Annotated in this window: 15 protein-coding genes; 4 read left to right on the forward strand and 11 right to left on the reverse strand. The window is 72.2% G+C overall.

The window, feature by feature from the left end; translation table 11 throughout:
* Positions 1-5: 5 nt before the first annotated feature.
* Positions 6-578, forward strand: coding sequence for a TetR/AcrR family transcriptional regulator (locus ACPYOM_RS02125; RefSeq protein WP_481344712.1), 573 nt, complete (start codon positions 6-8; stop codon positions 576-578).
* Between the two features lie 57 nt (positions 579-635).
* Here the strand turns inward: ACPYOM_RS02125 and ACPYOM_RS02130 are convergent, their stop codons facing one another.
* Positions 636-944 (reverse strand): hypothetical protein, encoded by a 309-nt coding sequence (locus ACPYOM_RS02130; RefSeq protein ID WP_481339337.1) that lies wholly within the window; start codon positions 942-944, stop codon positions 636-638.
* Between the two features lie 16 nt (positions 945-960).
* Positions 961-2,739: a 3-hydroxyacyl-CoA dehydrogenase family protein gene (locus ACPYOM_RS02135; RefSeq protein WP_481344713.1), complete on the reverse strand. Its 1,779-nt coding sequence runs from the start codon at positions 2,737-2,739 to the stop codon at positions 961-963.
* A 90-nt stretch (positions 2,740-2,829) separates the two neighbouring features.
* Here ACPYOM_RS02135 and nucS point away from each other — a divergent pair, with 90 nt between their 5' ends.
* A complete protein-coding gene (nucS, locus tag ACPYOM_RS02140; RefSeq protein WP_481344714.1) occupies positions 2,830-3,525 on the forward strand; it encodes an endonuclease NucS in 696 nt (231 codons plus the stop codon).
* Positions 3,526-3,584: 59 nt separating this feature from the next.
* Here nucS and ACPYOM_RS02145 read toward each other — a convergent pair whose 3' ends face one another.
* From ACPYOM_RS02145 to murA, 4 genes are all read right to left on the reverse strand, one after another.
* Positions 3,585-3,932 carry a hypothetical protein gene (locus ACPYOM_RS02145; RefSeq protein ID WP_481339331.1) on the reverse strand — a complete coding sequence of 116 codons (348 nt, stop codon included), beginning with the start codon at positions 3,930-3,932 and terminating at the stop codon, positions 3,585-3,587.
* Between the two features lie 39 nt (positions 3,933-3,971).
* Positions 3,972-5,990 carry a protein meaA gene (locus ACPYOM_RS02150; protein WP_481344721.1) on the reverse strand — a complete coding sequence of 673 codons (2,019 nt, stop codon included), beginning with the start codon at positions 5,988-5,990 and terminating at the stop codon, positions 3,972-3,974.
* A gap of 103 nt (positions 5,991-6,093) precedes the next feature.
* Positions 6,094-6,453, reverse strand: a complete 360-nt coding sequence (locus ACPYOM_RS02155; protein ID WP_481339329.1) for an STAS domain-containing protein — start codon at positions 6,451-6,453, stop codon at positions 6,094-6,096.
* 175 nt (positions 6,454-6,628) lie between these two features.
* Complete coding sequence (gene murA / locus ACPYOM_RS02160; RefSeq protein WP_481344715.1) at positions 6,629-7,912, reverse strand: UDP-N-acetylglucosamine 1-carboxyvinyltransferase; 1,284 nt, start codon at positions 7,910-7,912, stop codon at positions 6,629-6,631.
* 51 nt (positions 7,913-7,963) lie between these two features.
* Between murA and ACPYOM_RS02165 the strand changes: the two genes are divergently transcribed.
* The gene (locus ACPYOM_RS02165) at positions 7,964-8,605 is read left to right on the forward strand and encodes a cob(I)yrinic acid a,c-diamide adenosyltransferase (RefSeq protein WP_481344716.1); all 642 of its coding nucleotides are present in this window, start codon (positions 7,964-7,966) and stop codon (positions 8,603-8,605) included.
* A gap of 8 nt (positions 8,606-8,613) precedes the next feature.
* Here ACPYOM_RS02165 and ACPYOM_RS02170 read toward each other — a convergent pair whose 3' ends face one another.
* Both ACPYOM_RS02170 and ACPYOM_RS02175 read right to left on the reverse strand, forming a co-directional pair.
* On the reverse strand, positions 8,614-9,051 hold the full coding sequence (locus tag ACPYOM_RS02170) for a DUF2550 domain-containing protein (RefSeq protein ID WP_481339322.1): 438 nt from the start codon (positions 9,049-9,051) through the stop codon (positions 8,614-8,616).
* A 9-nt stretch (positions 9,052-9,060) separates the two neighbouring features.
* Positions 9,061-9,342, reverse strand: a complete 282-nt coding sequence (locus ACPYOM_RS02175) for a F0F1 ATP synthase subunit epsilon (RefSeq protein ID WP_481339320.1) — start codon at positions 9,340-9,342, stop codon at positions 9,061-9,063.
* Positions 9,343-9,500: 158 nt separating this feature from the next.
* Between ACPYOM_RS02175 and ACPYOM_RS02180 the strand changes: the two genes are divergently transcribed.
* The gene (locus ACPYOM_RS02180; protein WP_481344717.1) at positions 9,501-9,938 is read left to right on the forward strand and encodes a DUF6918 family protein; all 438 of its coding nucleotides are present in this window, start codon (positions 9,501-9,503) and stop codon (positions 9,936-9,938) included.
* 139 nt (positions 9,939-10,077) lie between these two features.
* Here ACPYOM_RS02180 and ACPYOM_RS02185 read toward each other — a convergent pair whose 3' ends face one another.
* The 3 genes from ACPYOM_RS02185 to ACPYOM_RS02195 form a co-directional block, all read right to left on the reverse strand.
* Positions 10,078-11,487, reverse strand: a complete 1,410-nt coding sequence (locus ACPYOM_RS02185) for an NAD(P)/FAD-dependent oxidoreductase (protein ID WP_481339316.1) — start codon at positions 11,485-11,487, stop codon at positions 10,078-10,080.
* Positions 11,488-11,588: 101 nt separating this feature from the next.
* Complete coding sequence (locus tag ACPYOM_RS02190; RefSeq protein WP_481344718.1) at positions 11,589-13,307, reverse strand: hypothetical protein; 1,719 nt, start codon at positions 13,305-13,307, stop codon at positions 11,589-11,591.
* A gap of 21 nt (positions 13,308-13,328) precedes the next feature.
* On the reverse strand, positions 13,329-13,956 hold a 628-nt coding region (locus tag ACPYOM_RS02195; RefSeq protein WP_481344719.1), incomplete at its 5' end, for an ATP synthase beta subunit C-terminal domain-containing protein.

Here is a 13,956-nt window from a genome sequence, read left to right on the forward strand (position 1 = left end):
GACCCATGCACCAGCCGGCGCCACGCGAGCGGATCGTCTACGAGGCGGCACAGCACCTACGCCGAGCCGGGGTGACGGCCACCGGGCTGCGCCAGGTCGTCGCCGACGCCGGAGCGCCGCGAGGCTCGCTCCAGCACTACTTCCCCGGCGGCAAGGACCAGCTCCTCGCGGAGGCGCTGCAGTGGTCCGGTGCCTGGGCCGCCACCCGCGTCGAGTACCACGTCGGGCGGCTGCGGCGCCCGACGCCGAGCCGCCTGTTCCGGGCCGTCGTCGACGACTGGGTCGCCGACCTCGCGGCCCGGGACTTCGAACGCGGCTGCCCCGTGGCGGGGGCGGTCGTCGACTGCGCGGACACCAACGATCGTGTCCGCCGCTCCGCCCAGGCGGCCCTGGAGACCTGGGCTGCCCCCCTGACCGCCGCCCTCGTCGACCTGGGCCGCCCTCGGCGTCGGGCCGAGGCCCTGTCGACCCTCATGCTCTGCGCGCTCGAGGGCGCGATCCTGCTGGCCCGCGCCCAGCGCGACACCGCTCCCCTGCGGGTCGTGGCCCGGGAGCTCGCCCCGGTCCTCGACGCCTGAGCCCCTTCGACTCGTCCGGTGGTCGACGGTGAGGGCCGGCCCGTCGAGCCGAGATGCTCAGCGGTAGGCGTTCCCGGAGGGCCGCGCGTCGCGACGCTGCCAGCAGCCCGTGTGCCAGTGTCGACGGTCACCGACCCCGCCGACGCCGTCGGCCGGCCACGCGACGACGTGGGGCACCCCCGGCGGGATGTCCTGCTGGCACCCCGGGCACAGGTACGGACGCGTCGCCGACGCCCCGCTCACCGACCGCACGGTCCACCGGCCACCGGCGTAGGACTCCTCCCGCGTCGACCCGCCCTGGATGCGCGTCACGTCGAGCGGCACGTGCTCGCGCGTGTGCTTGCTGGGGCGACGGCGCGAGGGCATGGACCCAGCGTAGGTCTCAGGCGTACGTGCGGAACCCGCGACCCGTCTTGCGGCCGAGGTAGCCGGCCGTGACAAGGTGCTCGAGCAGCGGCGCCGGGGCGTAGCCGCGCTCGCGGAACTCGAGGTAGAGCTCGCGCTCGATGGCGAGCGAGACGTCGAGGCCGACGACGTCGAGCAGCTCGAACGGGCCCATCGGCAGCCCGCAGCCGGTCTTCATCGCGGTGTCGATGTCGTCGGCGGTCGAGTAGTTGGCCTCGAGCATCTTCACGGCGTCGTTGAGGTAGGGGAACAGCAGCGCGTTGACGATGAAGCCGGCGCGGTCGCCGCAGGTGACGGGGTGCTTGCCGATGCTGCGGCACAGCTGCTGCACGGTCGCCACGACGTCGTCGGCCGTCGACACCGTGTGCACCACCTCGACGAGCCGCATGACCTGGGCCGGGTTGAAGAAGTGCATCCCGACGACGTCCTGCGGGCGGGTCGTCGCGGCGGCGCACTCGACGACGGGCAGCGAGCTCGTCGTCGTGGCGAGGATCGCGCCGGGGCGGCAGATCTCGTCGAGGTTCTCGAACAGGGCGCGCTTGACGGTGAGGTCCTCGACGACGGCCTCGACGACGAGGTCGACGTCGGCGAGGTCCTCCAGCCGCGTCGTGCCCCGGAGGCGCCCGAGGGCGGCGTCACGCTCGTCCTCGGTGAGCTTCCCGCGCTGCACGCCCTTCTCGAGGCTGCGCTCGACCGCGGCACGGACGGCATCCACCTTGGCCCCGGACCGGGCGACGTAGGTCACGTCCAGGCCCGCCTTGGCGAAGACCTCGACCATGCCGGTGGCCATGGTGCCCGAGCCGACGACGCCGACCGTGCGGACCGGACGCGTCGCGGCCGTGGAGGTCTCGGCCGGCGCCGGCGTCAGGGCGTCGTCGACGACCTGCGAGCTGCCCGGCTCGGCGTAGGTGTAGAACCCGCGCCCGCTCTTGCGGCCCCTGAGCCCGGCCGTGACCATCTGCTTGATGATCGGGCTCGGCGCGTGGAGGCGGTCGCGACCCTGCTTGTACATCGTGTCGAGGATCTCGTAGGCGGTGTCGAGGCCGATGAGGTCCATGAGCGCGAGCGGGCCCATCGGGTAGCCGCAGCCGAGCTTCATCGCGGCGTCGATGTCCTCGCGCGAGGCGTACCGGCTCTCGAACATCGCCACCGCGTGGTTGAGGTAGCCGAACAGCAGCGCGTTGGCGATGAACCCCGCCTTGTCCCCGACGACGACCGGCTTCTTGCCGAGCCGCTCGGCGAGCGCCTTGACGTCGGCGAAGGTCTCGTCGCTCGTGATGACGGTCTTGATGACCTCGACGAACTGGAGCACCGGCGCCGGGTTGAAGAAGTGCATGCCGACGACGCGCTTGGGGTTGATCGTCGCCACCGCGATCTCGGTGACCGGCAGCGAGCTGGTGTTCGTCGCCAGGATGGCGTCGTCGGCGACGATCGTGTCGAGGCGGGAGAAGATCTCCTTCTTCAGCTCGAGCTTCTCGGGCACGGCCTCGACGACGAGCTGGCACTCCTTGAGGTCGGCCATGTCGGCGGAGAAGTGGACCCGGCCGACGAGGGCGGCCTGCTCGGCCTCGGTGAGCTTGCCGCGCGCCACGGCCCGGTCGGTCGAGTGCTGGAGGACGCCACGGCCCTTCTCGACCGCCTCGTCGGTGACCTCGACCGCGACGACGTCGATGCCGTTGCGGGCGAAGACCTCGACGATGCCGGCGCCCATGGTGCCGAGTCCGATGACACCCACCTTGGTGAACTCACGAGCCATGGGTCGAAGTCTCCCAGAGCCGCACGGACACCCACACCCACCGCGGGGGTGACGCTGCCCACGCCGGTCGTCCTGCCCTAGGGTGACCGGGTGCGTCTCGTCATTGCCCGCTGCAGCGTCGACTACGACGGCCGTCTGACGGCCCACCTGCCGCTCGCGACCCGGCTGCTCGTCGTCAAGGCCGACGGCTCGGTCCTCGTCCACAGCGACGGCGGGTCCTACAAGCCGCTCAACTGGATGTCGCCGCCGTGCACCATGGCCGAGGTCGAGCCCGACGAGTCACAGGCCGCCGACGGCGTCGTCGCGGTGTGGCGGGTGCAGCACGCCAGGTCCGAGGACCGCCTGACCGTGGTCATCCACGAGGTGCTCCACGACAGCGCCCACGAGCTCGGCGTCGATCCCGGGCTCGTCAAGGACGGTGTCGAGGCGCACCTGCAGCGCCTGCTCGCCGAGCACATCCACACGCTCGGCCACGGGTTCTCGCTCGTGCGCCGCGAGTACATGACCGCGATCGGCCCCGTCGACATCCTCGCCAAGGACGACCGCGGCGCCAGCGTCGCCGTGGAGATCAAGCGACGCGGCGAGATCGACGGCGTCGAGCAGCTGACCCGCTACCTCGAGCTGATGAACCGCGACCCGCACCTGGCGCCCGTCACGGGGGTCTTCGCCGCCCAGCAGATCAAGCCCCAGGCACGCACCCTCGCCGAGGACCGCGGCATCCGCTGCGTCGTCCTCGACTACGACGCTCTGAGGGGCATCGACGACGCCGAGTCACGCCTCTTCTAGGTCGCCGACCGTCGCCACGCTGCCGACGGCCGGCCCTCGCCCGCCGGCACCGAGCGGTGTCACGTCAGACCCTCGAGCCGCTGGCGAGCCACGCCGTCGGCGTCGACGAGCAGCAGGAGCGGGTCGGGGTCCGCTCCCCCGCGCACGACGACGACGGTCTCGCCGCGGTGCACGTCGACGAGCGCGTTGAAGCCCTCGGAGCCGTCGGACAGGTCGCCGTGGGCCAGGTGGGAGGGGACGCCGAGGTCGTCGGCCAGCGACTCCACCGGGCCGGTGTCGGGCACGTCGTCGGCGGCGTAGACCGCCTGGACCTTCTCGAGGTGGATCGCCGAGGCGAGCCAGCCGACGTCGGCCAGGCCGGGCGGGTTGACCACGACGATCCGGGCGGCACACTGCAGGTCGCTCATGCCCTGACGCTACGCCAGGTGGGGGCCACGGTCAGGGCGTCAGGCGGGGGCGACCTCGACGGCGGTCAGGCCGCGCGCCTCACGGATGACGCCGACCATCTCGCCCATGATGTCGTTGAGCCCGAAGTCCTTGGGAGTGAAGACCATCGCCACCCCTGCCGAGCGCAGTGCGGCGGCGTCGGCCTCGGGGATGATGCCGCCGACGACGACGGGCACGTCCCCGGCACCCGCCTCGCGCAGGCCTCGCAGCACCTCCGGCACGAGCTCCATGTGCGAGCCGGAGAGGATCGACAGGCCGACGAGGTGCACGTCCTCGGCCACCGCGGCGGCGACGATCTGCTCGGGCGTCAGTCGGATGCCCTGGTACACGACCTCGAAGCCGGCGTCGCGGGCGCGGACGGCGACCTGCTCGGCGCCGTTGCTGTGCCCGTCGAGACCCGGCTTGCCGACGAGGAGCCGCAGCCGCTCGCCGAGCTCCTCACCGGTGCGGGCCACGAGCCGCCGCACGCGCGCAAGGTCGTCACCCGGCTCGGCGCCACCGACGCCGACGGAGCCGGACACGCCCGTGGGAGCGCGGTACTCGCCGAACTCCTCGCGCAGGGCGCCGGCCCACTCACCGGTCGTCACCCCCGCGCGGGCACACTCGAGAGAGGCCGGCATGAGGTTGACGCCCGACGCTGCGTCGGCGCGAAGCCGTTCCAGCGCCGCAACGGCACGGGCTGCGGCGTCGGTGTCCGCGTCACGCTGCTCGCGCCACGTGCGCACGGCGTCGGCGGCCGCCTGCTCGACGGACGCGTCGACGGTCTGGATCGCAGTGCCCAGGTCGGCCGTGAGGGGGTTGGGCTCTGTCGTCTCGAAGCGGTTGAGGCCGACGATGACCTCCTCGCCCGCCTCGATGCGGCGACGCCGCTCGGCGTGCGACGCGACGAGGGCCGACTTCATGTAGCCGGACTCGACGGCGGCCACGGCCCCGCCCATCCCCTCGATGCGGGCCATCTCGGCCCTCGCCCCCTCGACGAGCTCGTCCACCTTGCGCTCGACGACGACGGAGCCGGTGAACAGGTCGTCGTACTCGAGCAGGTCGGACTCGAAGGCGAGGACCTGCTGCATGCGCAGGCTCCACTGCTGGTCCCACGGCCGCGGCAGGCCGAGCGCCTCGTTCCACGCCGGCAGCTGGATGGCACGGGCGCGGGCGTCCCTGCTCAGGGTCACGGCGAGCATCTCGAGGACGATCCGCTGGACGTTGTTCTCCGGCTGCACCTCGGTCAGCCCGAGGCTGTTGACCTGGACGCCGTACCGGAAGCGTCGGGCCTTCTCGTCGGCGACGCCGTACCGCTCGGTGGTCAGCTCGTCCCACAGCCGGACGAAGGCGCGCATCTTGCACATCTCCTCGACGAACCGCACGCCGGCGTTGACGAAGAAGGAGATTCGCGCGACGACCGCTGAGAACTCCTCTGCCGGAACCTGCCCCGAGTCGCGCACCGCGTCGAGCACGGCGACGGCGGTGGACATCGCGAAGGCGATCTCCTGGACGGGGGTCGCGCCGGCCTCCTGCAGGTGGTAGCTGCAGATGTTGATGGGGTTCCACTTGGGGATCTCGCGCACCGTGTACGCGACGAGGTCGGTGATGAGGCGGAGCGAGGGTCCCGGCGGGAAGACGTAGGTCCCCCGCGAGAGGTACTCCTTGATGATGTCGTTCTGCGTCGTGCCGGCGAGGGCATGGACCCACTCGGTCGGGTCCTCGTCCGCCTCCTGCGCCTGCCGCTCGGCCGCCACCTGGTAGAGCGCGAGCAGCCACATCGCCGTCGCGTTGATCGTCATCGACGTGTTCATCGCCCGCAGCGGGATGCCCTCGAAGAGGGCCGCCATGTCCCCGATGTGGCTGACCGGCACCCCGACCTTGCCGACCTCGCCGCGGGCGAGCGGGTGGTCGGGGTCGTACCCTGTCTGCGTCGGCAGGTCGAAGGCCACCGACAGGCCCGTCTGGCCCTTGTCGAGGTTGCGGCGGTAGAGCGCGTTGCTGGCGGCCGCGCTCGAGTGCCCGGCGTACGTGCGCATGACCCAGGGCCGGTCGCGCTGCGGCCGGGTGGGTGCGGGCGGGGCGCTCTCCGTCGAGGACATGGCTCGACGGTAGCGGCGGCCCCTCGCGCCGGGGAGACGCTCAGGCGGTGAGAGGCGCCACAGTGGACGAGGCGTGACGCGGCGCGAGGATGCGGTCGAGCCGGCACCCGCGCACGAGCCGCGTCGTGCGGTCGCTCGGGTCGACGAGCAGGAGTCGACGCTCGGCGCGGGTGGCCCGCCGGTGCAGGTGGACGAGGACGCCGAGGCCGGTGGCGTCGCCGATCTCGGCGTCGGCCAGGTGCAGGCGGATGTCGCCGCGCCCCTGGGGGATGATCGCGTGGATGGCGTCGCGGATGTCGGGCACGGTGTGGATGTCGAGTCGCCCCTCGATGATCACGTCGTGCCCGTCCGGCCCGTCGACTACTCGGACCGGTGCCCTCCGTTGGGTGTTCAGCGCCATCGTGACCCCTCTCAACGCGGCTGCCGTCACCATGATGACGGCCCCGGTACCGAAAACGTTGCCCTGAGGAGTCAAGAAGTGGTCAAGAAAATACGTCCGTGACGTGCAGGTGGGTACGTCCGGGTTCCTCCCCCGAGGGACGAACCCGGGCAGGTCCGGCGAACCGCCCGGGGTCTCACTCGAACGGTGCGTCGTCCGGCTCCCGGGTGACGTCGGCACCGAGGGCACGCAGGGCCACCTCGAACCGCGGGTAGCCCCGGTCGATGTGGTGGACGCCGCTGACGAGCGTGTCGCCCTCGGCGACGAGCCCGGCGATGACGAGGGCCGCACCGGACCTGATGTCGCTGCTCTCCACCGGCGCCCCCGACAGGAGCGGGACGCCGTGGGTCATGACGTGGTGGCCGTCGATCTGCGCCTCCGCGCCCAGTCGTGCGAGCTCCTGGACGGTGCGGAACCGGGCCTCGAAGAGGTTCTCGGTCACCATCGCCGAGCCGTCGGCCACGACGTTGTAGGCGAGCGCGAACGGCTGCAGGTCGGTCGGGAAGCCCGGGTAGGGCAGCGTCGCGACGTCGAAGGCCCGCGGTCGGTCCGCCTCCACGGCCACCCGGAAGCCGCGGTCGGTCGTCTCGACGAGGCATCCGGCGTCGGCGAGCGAGCCGAGCGGGACGCGCAGGTGCTCGGCCACTCCCCCGACGACCTCGACGTCACCGCGCGTCGTGGCGGCCGCGAAGGCCCACGTGCCCGCAGCGATGCGGTCGGGCACGACGGCGTGCTCGGTGGCCGCGAGCCGGTCGACGCCGTGCACGACGATGCGGGACGTGCCGGCCCCCTCGATGTGGGCCCCCATCGAGACGAGCATCTCGGCGATGTCGACGATCTCGGGCTCCTTGGCCACGTTGTCGATCGTCGTCGTGCCCCGCGCGAGGACCGACGCCGTCAGCGCGTTCTCGGTGGCGCCGACGCTCGGGAAGTCGAGGCGGATCTCCGCGCCGCGCAGGCCGTCGGGCGCCTCGGCCACGAGGTAGCCGTGCGTCACGTGGACCCGTGCGCCGAGGGACTCCAGGGCCGCCGCATGCAGGTCCAGGCCGCGCGAGCCGATGGCGTCCCCGCCCGGGACGGCCACGTCGGCCTGACCCGTGCGGGCCACGAGCGGGCCGAGCACCGAGATCGAGGCCCGCAGCGCCCGGACGAGCTCGTAGTCGGCCCGGTGGCCGATCGAGGCGGGCACGTCGAGGACGACCCGGTTCCGCTCCGGCGCGTAGTCGACCTCGACCCCGAGCCGCCGGAGCAGCTCGGCCATGATCGTCACGTCGGCGATGGCCGGGACGTTGGTCAGGGTCGTGCGTCCCTCGGCGAGCAGCGCGACCGCCATGAGCTTGAGGGCGCTGTTCTTCGCGCCCAGGACGGTGACCTCGCCGACGAGACGGGCCCCGCCGACGACACGGAAACGCTCTCTCACGCACCGCACCCTATCCGGGTGGGCCCAGCCGCCCGGTGAGAGAGTGGCCCCATGGTCAACCTGACGCGGATCTACACCCGGACGGGCGACGACGGCACGACGAGCCTCGGCGACTTCTCACGGACGAGCAAGAACGACCCTCGCCTGCACGCCTATGCCGACGCGAACGAGGCCAACGCCGCGATCGGCGTCGCCCTGGCCTGCGGCGACCTGCCGGAGGAGGTCGTCGCGACGCTGCGCCGGGTCCAGAACGAGCTGTTCGACGTCGGGGCCGACCTGTCGACGCCGCTGCGGGCGGCCTACGAGTACCCGCCGCTGCGCGTCGAGCAGCCGTGGATCGACGACCTCGAGGCCGACTGCGACCACTACCTGACCCAGGTCGAGAAGCTGCGCTCGTTCATCCTGCCGGGAGGCACACCGGGGTCGGCCCACCTGCACCTGGCCACGACCGTGACCCGGCGGGCCGAGCGTTCGGCCTGGGCGGCCGTCGAGGCGCACGGGGTGGAGCCGGGCGGCGAGGGCGAGGCCCGTGGCGTCGGCGGGGTCAACGTGCTGACCGCCACCTACCTCAACCGCCTGTCCGACCTGCTCTTCATCCTCGCCCGCGTCGCCAACAAGCCCATCGGCGGCGACGTCCTGTGGCAGCCGGGGGGCGGCCGCGTCGACAAGCCCGAGCGCCGCGGCAGACGCTGAGGCCGGGGTCAGGCGACGTTGACGTTGTAGCCCGGGGGTGCGGCCTCCTGCCACGACCGCAGGGCGGTGTAGGCGGAGGCCTGCAGGGCGAGCTCGAAGCCGGCCTGGCCGTCGGTGCAGGGCACCATGCTGGCGTCCGGCAGGAGGGGGATCGAGTCGGAGCCGGTCAGCAGCACGGGGGCCTCGATCCGCAGCCGCTGCCGCGCCCAGCGGCGCTTGGGGCGCACGGAGACGCCCCCGAGCGTGAACCACTCGAGGGCGTTGTCACCGAACCGGATGAGACCGAGGCGCCAGCTGGCCGTGCCGGGCTGGCGCAGGCCGCACAGGGTCAGCTGCAGGCCACGGGCGATGTAGCGACGGCGCAGGTAGGTCGTCGTGAGGACGACGACCGCCAGGGCGAGCAGCGTGCCGATCGCGATCTCGGTGGAGACGAGAACGGACGGCACGCGCTGACCTCAGTGGCTCGACGTCTGGAGCGAGGACGCGTCGACGTGCTCGGCGACGATGGTGACGACGTCGGAGTCGACGGACAGGAAGCCGCCGTCGACCATGACGGTGCTGCGCTCGCCGTCGAGGGAGTCGATCGACACCTCACCCTCGACGAGGACGCCGAGCAGTGGCGTGTGGCCTGGCAGGATGCCCAGCTCGCCCGAGATGGACCGGGCGCGTACGAACTTGGCCTCGCCCTCCCAGACCTTTCGGTCGGCGGCGACCATCTCAACCTTGAGCGAACTCACGTTTCCTCCGGATCGTGGGGGTGTGCCTGGCAGTTTAGTGCCTCTGCAAGGATGCTCAGTACGCGAGGTCGGCCCGTGAGAGCGCACCCGTCCCTCGCGCGGCACCACCCTCGCAGCGACACCTCCACCTCCACGACCTGCACCGAGGAGCACCCCTGATGAGCACTGCTGTGTCCGACGCCCTGCTCGACCCGACCCGCCGCCCCGTGGCGGTCGAGGCCCTCACCGACGTCATCGACGCCGAGGTCGCCGACAAGTCGGGCTTCGGCGGCGTCGCGGTCAAGACGGGCTACGCCGCGGCCAAGAAGCTCGGCGGCAGCTTCGTCCCCAGCGCCACCGACCGGCTGCTGCCCCAGTTCGCCACGGCCCTCGACCCGTTCTGGGCCACCAAGGGCGACACGCCCTTCGGCGCGCACCTGGCCGCCCAGCCGGAGGCCGTGGCCGACGCGCTCCTCGCCGTCACCGACGCCAAGGCGGCGAGCACGACGCACGCGGCCGCCGCGAAGGTCTACGGGACGCTGCGGGGCAAGGCCAAGGAGCACGTGGTCGCGGCCCTGCCCCGCCTCGGCGCGGCCGTCGAGCGCCTCGTCCCGTGACGCTCCCCTGAACGCGCCGGCTGACGCGCGGCTGACGCGCGGATGACCCGCGGCTGACGCGCCGCCGACGCGCCGCCGAGGCGCCCTGAGCGCGCTCGAGGCCCCGACCGGTCCACCGGTCGGGGCCTCGCCGCTCTGCTCAGCGGGAGCTCTCGGCTGCCTCGGCGGCCGCGACCTGCTCGTGCGGTCGGTCCTTGGCCAGGCGTGGCAGCTCGGGCCTGAAGTCGGCTCCGAGGTCGGCGATCGCCTGCCGGGCGAACACCTGCTGCTCGGTGACGGTGCGCTCGGAGCGTCCCCGGCCGAGGAAGCTGACGACCCAGTGCAGCAGGGTTGTCGTGCGGTGCTTGAACCCGATGATGTAGACGAGGTGGACGGCCAGCCACAGGACCCAGGCGATGAAGCCGCTGAACTGCGCCTTGCCGACCGAGGCCACCGCCGAGAACCGCGAGATGGTGGCCATCGAGCCCTTGTCGAAGTACTCGAACGGCCCCTTGGGCTCCTTGCCCTCGAGCCGCCGGGTGATCTGGTCGGCGGCGTAGCGCCCGCCCTGGATGGCGACCTGGGCGACGCCCGGCAGGTTGTCGAGAGCCATCATGTCGCCGACGACGAAGACCTCGGGGTGCCCGGGCAGGGTGAGGTCCGGTCGTACGGCGATCCGGCCCGCGCGGTCGAGCTCGGCACCGGTCTGGTCGGCCAGCTGCTGCCCGAGCGGCGAGGCGCTGACGCCGGCGGCCCACACCTTGCAGACCGACTCGATGCGCTCCCGAGAACCGTCCTCGTGCTCGACCTCGATGCCGGTGGAGTCGACACCGACGACCTTGGCCCCGAGACGCACCTCGACACCCATCGACGTCAGGCGCTGCACGGCCCGGTCCCCGAGCTTCTCACCGAACGAGGCGAGCACCGCGGGGGCGGCGTCGAGGAGGATGACGCGGGCCTTCGTCGGGTCGATGCGCCGGAAGTCGCGACGCAGCGTGCGGCGCGCGAGCTCGGCGATCTGTCCGGCCATCTCGACACCGGTCGGGCCGGCGCCGACGACGACGAAGGTCATGAGGCGCTCGATCTCGGCCGGCGTCGAGGCCAGCTCGGCCAGCTCGAAGGAGCCGAAGATGCGCCCGCGCAGCTCGAGCGCGTCGTCGATCGACTTCATGCCCGGCGCGTGCCGCGCGAACTCGTCCTTGCCGAACCACGACTGCCCTGCGCCGGCCGCCACGACGAGCGAGTCGTACGGCGTCACCGTCTCGCGTCCGACCGTCGTGTGGGTGACCGTGCGGGCCTCGAGGTCGATGGAGGTGACGTCGCCGAGCAGGACCGTCGCGTTGTCCTGACGCCGCAGCACCTCACGCGTCGACGGCGCGATCTCGCCCTCGGACAGGATGCCGGTCGCGACCTGGTACAGCAGGGGCTGGAAGAGGTGGTGCGTCGTGCGGGCCACGAGCGTCACGTCGACGTCGGCCCGCTTGAGGCGCTGGGTGGCGAAGAGTCCGCCGAACCCCGAACCGATGACGACGACGCGATGTCGCGGGGCCTGCGGGGTGGACGTGCTCACGGATGGGTCCTTCCGTCTCGAGGGTGGTTGAACTCGTCGGCGCTGACGGGAAATCCACTCAAGTCAACACCGCTCGTACCCGCGACATGCCCGGCGTCTCGTCAGGTGCGACGCTCGAGGACGACGATCTGCGTGGTCTGCGTCACGAGGCGGTAGTGGGCCTGCACCCACGTGCGCAGGGGGTCGGGCTCGCGCACGTAACGGCCGTGCCCGAAACCGGGCCAGTACGACCTGGCGGCGACGACGCACTGCGGCAGGCGGCCGGTCCGCTGGTACCAGGCGAGCACGTGGGTGTTGCTCTCGCCGAAGAAGTCGAGCCACGTGATCGGTGTGGCGAACCGCACGTCGCCGAGCAGGAAGGCGGCCGGGTAGATGTAGGCGAGGACGCCGTCGCCCGGCCGGGCGCAGAGACTGAGCGCGAGCTCGTTGTCCTCGATGACGGCGCGACGCTCCGGCGTCGTGCGCAGGCCCGCGTAGGCGCCGTCGGCGACGGTCGCGACGAGCGGGCCCGGGGTCCCGTCGCGGAAGCTGTTCGCGGCGTGCACCGTCGCCAGGCCCGCGACGAGCACCGCTGCGAGGGCCGCCTTGACGACGCGTCCGTGCTCCGACATCCACGCGAGCGTCGCCACGGTCACGGCGAACAGGCCGGGCGCGATGACGGCACCGGTGGCGCCCCAGAGCGGCGCCGAGGAGGTGAAGCCCGCCACGAACGGCATGCCGACCACGGTGGGGGCCAGCCCCAGCACGAGGATGCGGGCCGTCGTCCCGCGCCGGGACACCGCCGCGGCCACGGCCGGAGCCAGCAGCACGAGGAGGAGCACCGTGGCGAGCACCGCACTGAGCCAGGACACGACGGAGTACGTCGCGCCCGACGACCCGCGCAGCAGGGCCTCGACGCACGCCGCCGCCACGGCCGCCACGACGAGCACACCGCGGAGGCGTCGCAGCACCGGGACGGCCGAGAACACCACGGCCAGGACGGCCAGGACGAGAGCGGTGACCGCCAGACGATGGTCCAGCTCGCCGCCGAGGAACCCCAGCCAGCGGCCGATGCGCGTCTCCCGCGGCGCACGCGTCGCCTGGTAGTCGTCGGTGAACACGAGGGTCTCGCGGATGTTGGGCAGCCCCCAGACGCCGAGCGCCACGACGACGACGACTAGTGCGGTGCCCACCACACCGGCCCCGACCCCGAGCAGGCCCCTCCCGCGCGCGAGCAGGAGCAGCACCACGAGCAGCGCGGCCGCAGCCGTCGCGGTGACCGGGTGCGCGAGGGCGCCGAGCACGACCGCGGCCCCGGCGACGACCCCCCACGGCAGCGACCGCCGCGTCACGGCCGCCCCACCGGCGCACACGGCGAGCAGGTAGGCCATCGCCGGCGTCGTGTTGTAGGAGACGACCTGCTGGTTGTAGGCCGCGGGGATGAGCGCGACGCCGATGGCGGCCGCGGCGGTGCCACGGCCGAGATGCGGTGACACCGCCCGCCACGACGCGACGCCGCACCCGAGTCCGAGCAGGACGTAGAAGACCCGCGAGGCGAGCACGAGTCCCTCGATGCCCACCGTGTGGGTCCACAGCCAGACGAACGGCACGGCGGGCCAGGCGCCGAGGACCTGGATGTTCAGCTCGTCGCGGAAGGGCAGGTCACCCTGGGCGAGGCGCAGTGCCAGCTCGACGGCGTGCGAGCTGTCGGAGAAGTCGACCCCGTACCGGGCACGCCAGATCGCCGCCGCGGCCAGCACGACGGCGAACAGGGCAGGCCCCCAACGTCGGACGGGGAGGGCCCAGTGGGCGCCTCCCCGTCCTCGGGTCGAACGAGACATGCGGTCAGACTGACACAGGAGTCAGAGATTCTTCTGGATCTCCGCCCACTGGCGCTCGACGTCGTCGAGGCCACCGCACATGAAGAACGCCTGCTCGGCGACGTGGTCGTACTCGCCGTCGGCGATCTTCGTGAAGGCCTCGATCGTGTCGGCGAGCGGCACGGTCGAGCCCTCGATGCCGGTGAACTGCTTGGCGACGTAGGTGTTCTGCGACAGGAACCGCTGGATGCGACGGGCGCGGTTGACGAGGATCTTGTCCTCCTCGGACAGCTCGTCGATACCGAGGATCGCGATGATGTCCTGCAGCTCCTTGTTGCGCTGGAGGATCGACTTGATGCGCACCGCGGTGCTGTAGTGGTCCTGCGTGATGTACCGCGGGTCCAGGATGCGCGAGGTCGAGGACAGCGGGTCGACGGCGGGGTAGATACCCATCGACGCGATGTCACGCGAGAGCTCGGTCGTCGCGTCGAGGTGCGCGAACGTCGTGGCCGGGGCGGGGTCGGTGTAGTCGTCGGCCGGCACGTAGATCGCCTGCATCGAGGTGATCGAGTGGCCACGCGTGGACGTGATGCGCTCCTGGAGCGTGCCCATCTCGTCGGCGAGGTTCGGCTGGTAGCCCACGGCGGACGGCATGCGGCCGAGGAGGGTC

This window comes from Monashia sp. HAY1-2A (genome assembly GCF_056755315.1).

What these genes read in the sequence shown, in the direction of transcription:
- ACPYOM_RS02125 (WP_481344712.1), top strand. Translation starts at nt 6, where the DNA reads ATGCACCAGCCGGCGCCACGCGAGCGGATCGTCTACGAGGCGGCACAG.
- ACPYOM_RS02130 (WP_481339337.1), bottom strand. Translation starts at nt 944, where the DNA reads ATGCCCTCGCGCCGTCGCCCCAGCAAGCACACGCGCGAGCACGTGCCG.
- ACPYOM_RS02135 (WP_481344713.1), bottom strand. Translation starts at nt 2,739, where the DNA reads ATGGCTCGTGAGTTCACCAAGGTGGGTGTCATCGGACTCGGCACCATG.
- ACPYOM_RS02145 (WP_481339331.1), bottom strand. Translation starts at nt 3,932, where the DNA reads ATGAGCGACCTGCAGTGTGCCGCCCGGATCGTCGTGGTCAACCCGCCC.
- ACPYOM_RS02150 (WP_481344721.1), bottom strand. Translation starts at nt 5,990, where the DNA reads ATGCGCACGTACGCCGGGCACTCGAGCGCGGCCGCCAGCAACGCGCTC.
- ACPYOM_RS02155 (WP_481339329.1), bottom strand. Translation starts at nt 6,453, where the DNA reads ATGGCGCTGAACACCCAACGGAGGGCACCGGTCCGAGTAGTCGACGGG.
- ACPYOM_RS02165 (WP_481344716.1), top strand. Translation starts at nt 7,964, where the DNA reads ATGGTCAACCTGACGCGGATCTACACCCGGACGGGCGACGACGGCACG.
- ACPYOM_RS02180 (WP_481344717.1), top strand. Translation starts at nt 9,501, where the DNA reads ATGAGCACTGCTGTGTCCGACGCCCTGCTCGACCCGACCCGCCGCCCC.
- ACPYOM_RS02190 (WP_481344718.1), bottom strand. Translation starts at nt 13,307, where the DNA reads ATGTCTCGTTCGACCCGAGGACGGGGAGGCGCCCACTGGGCCCTCCCC.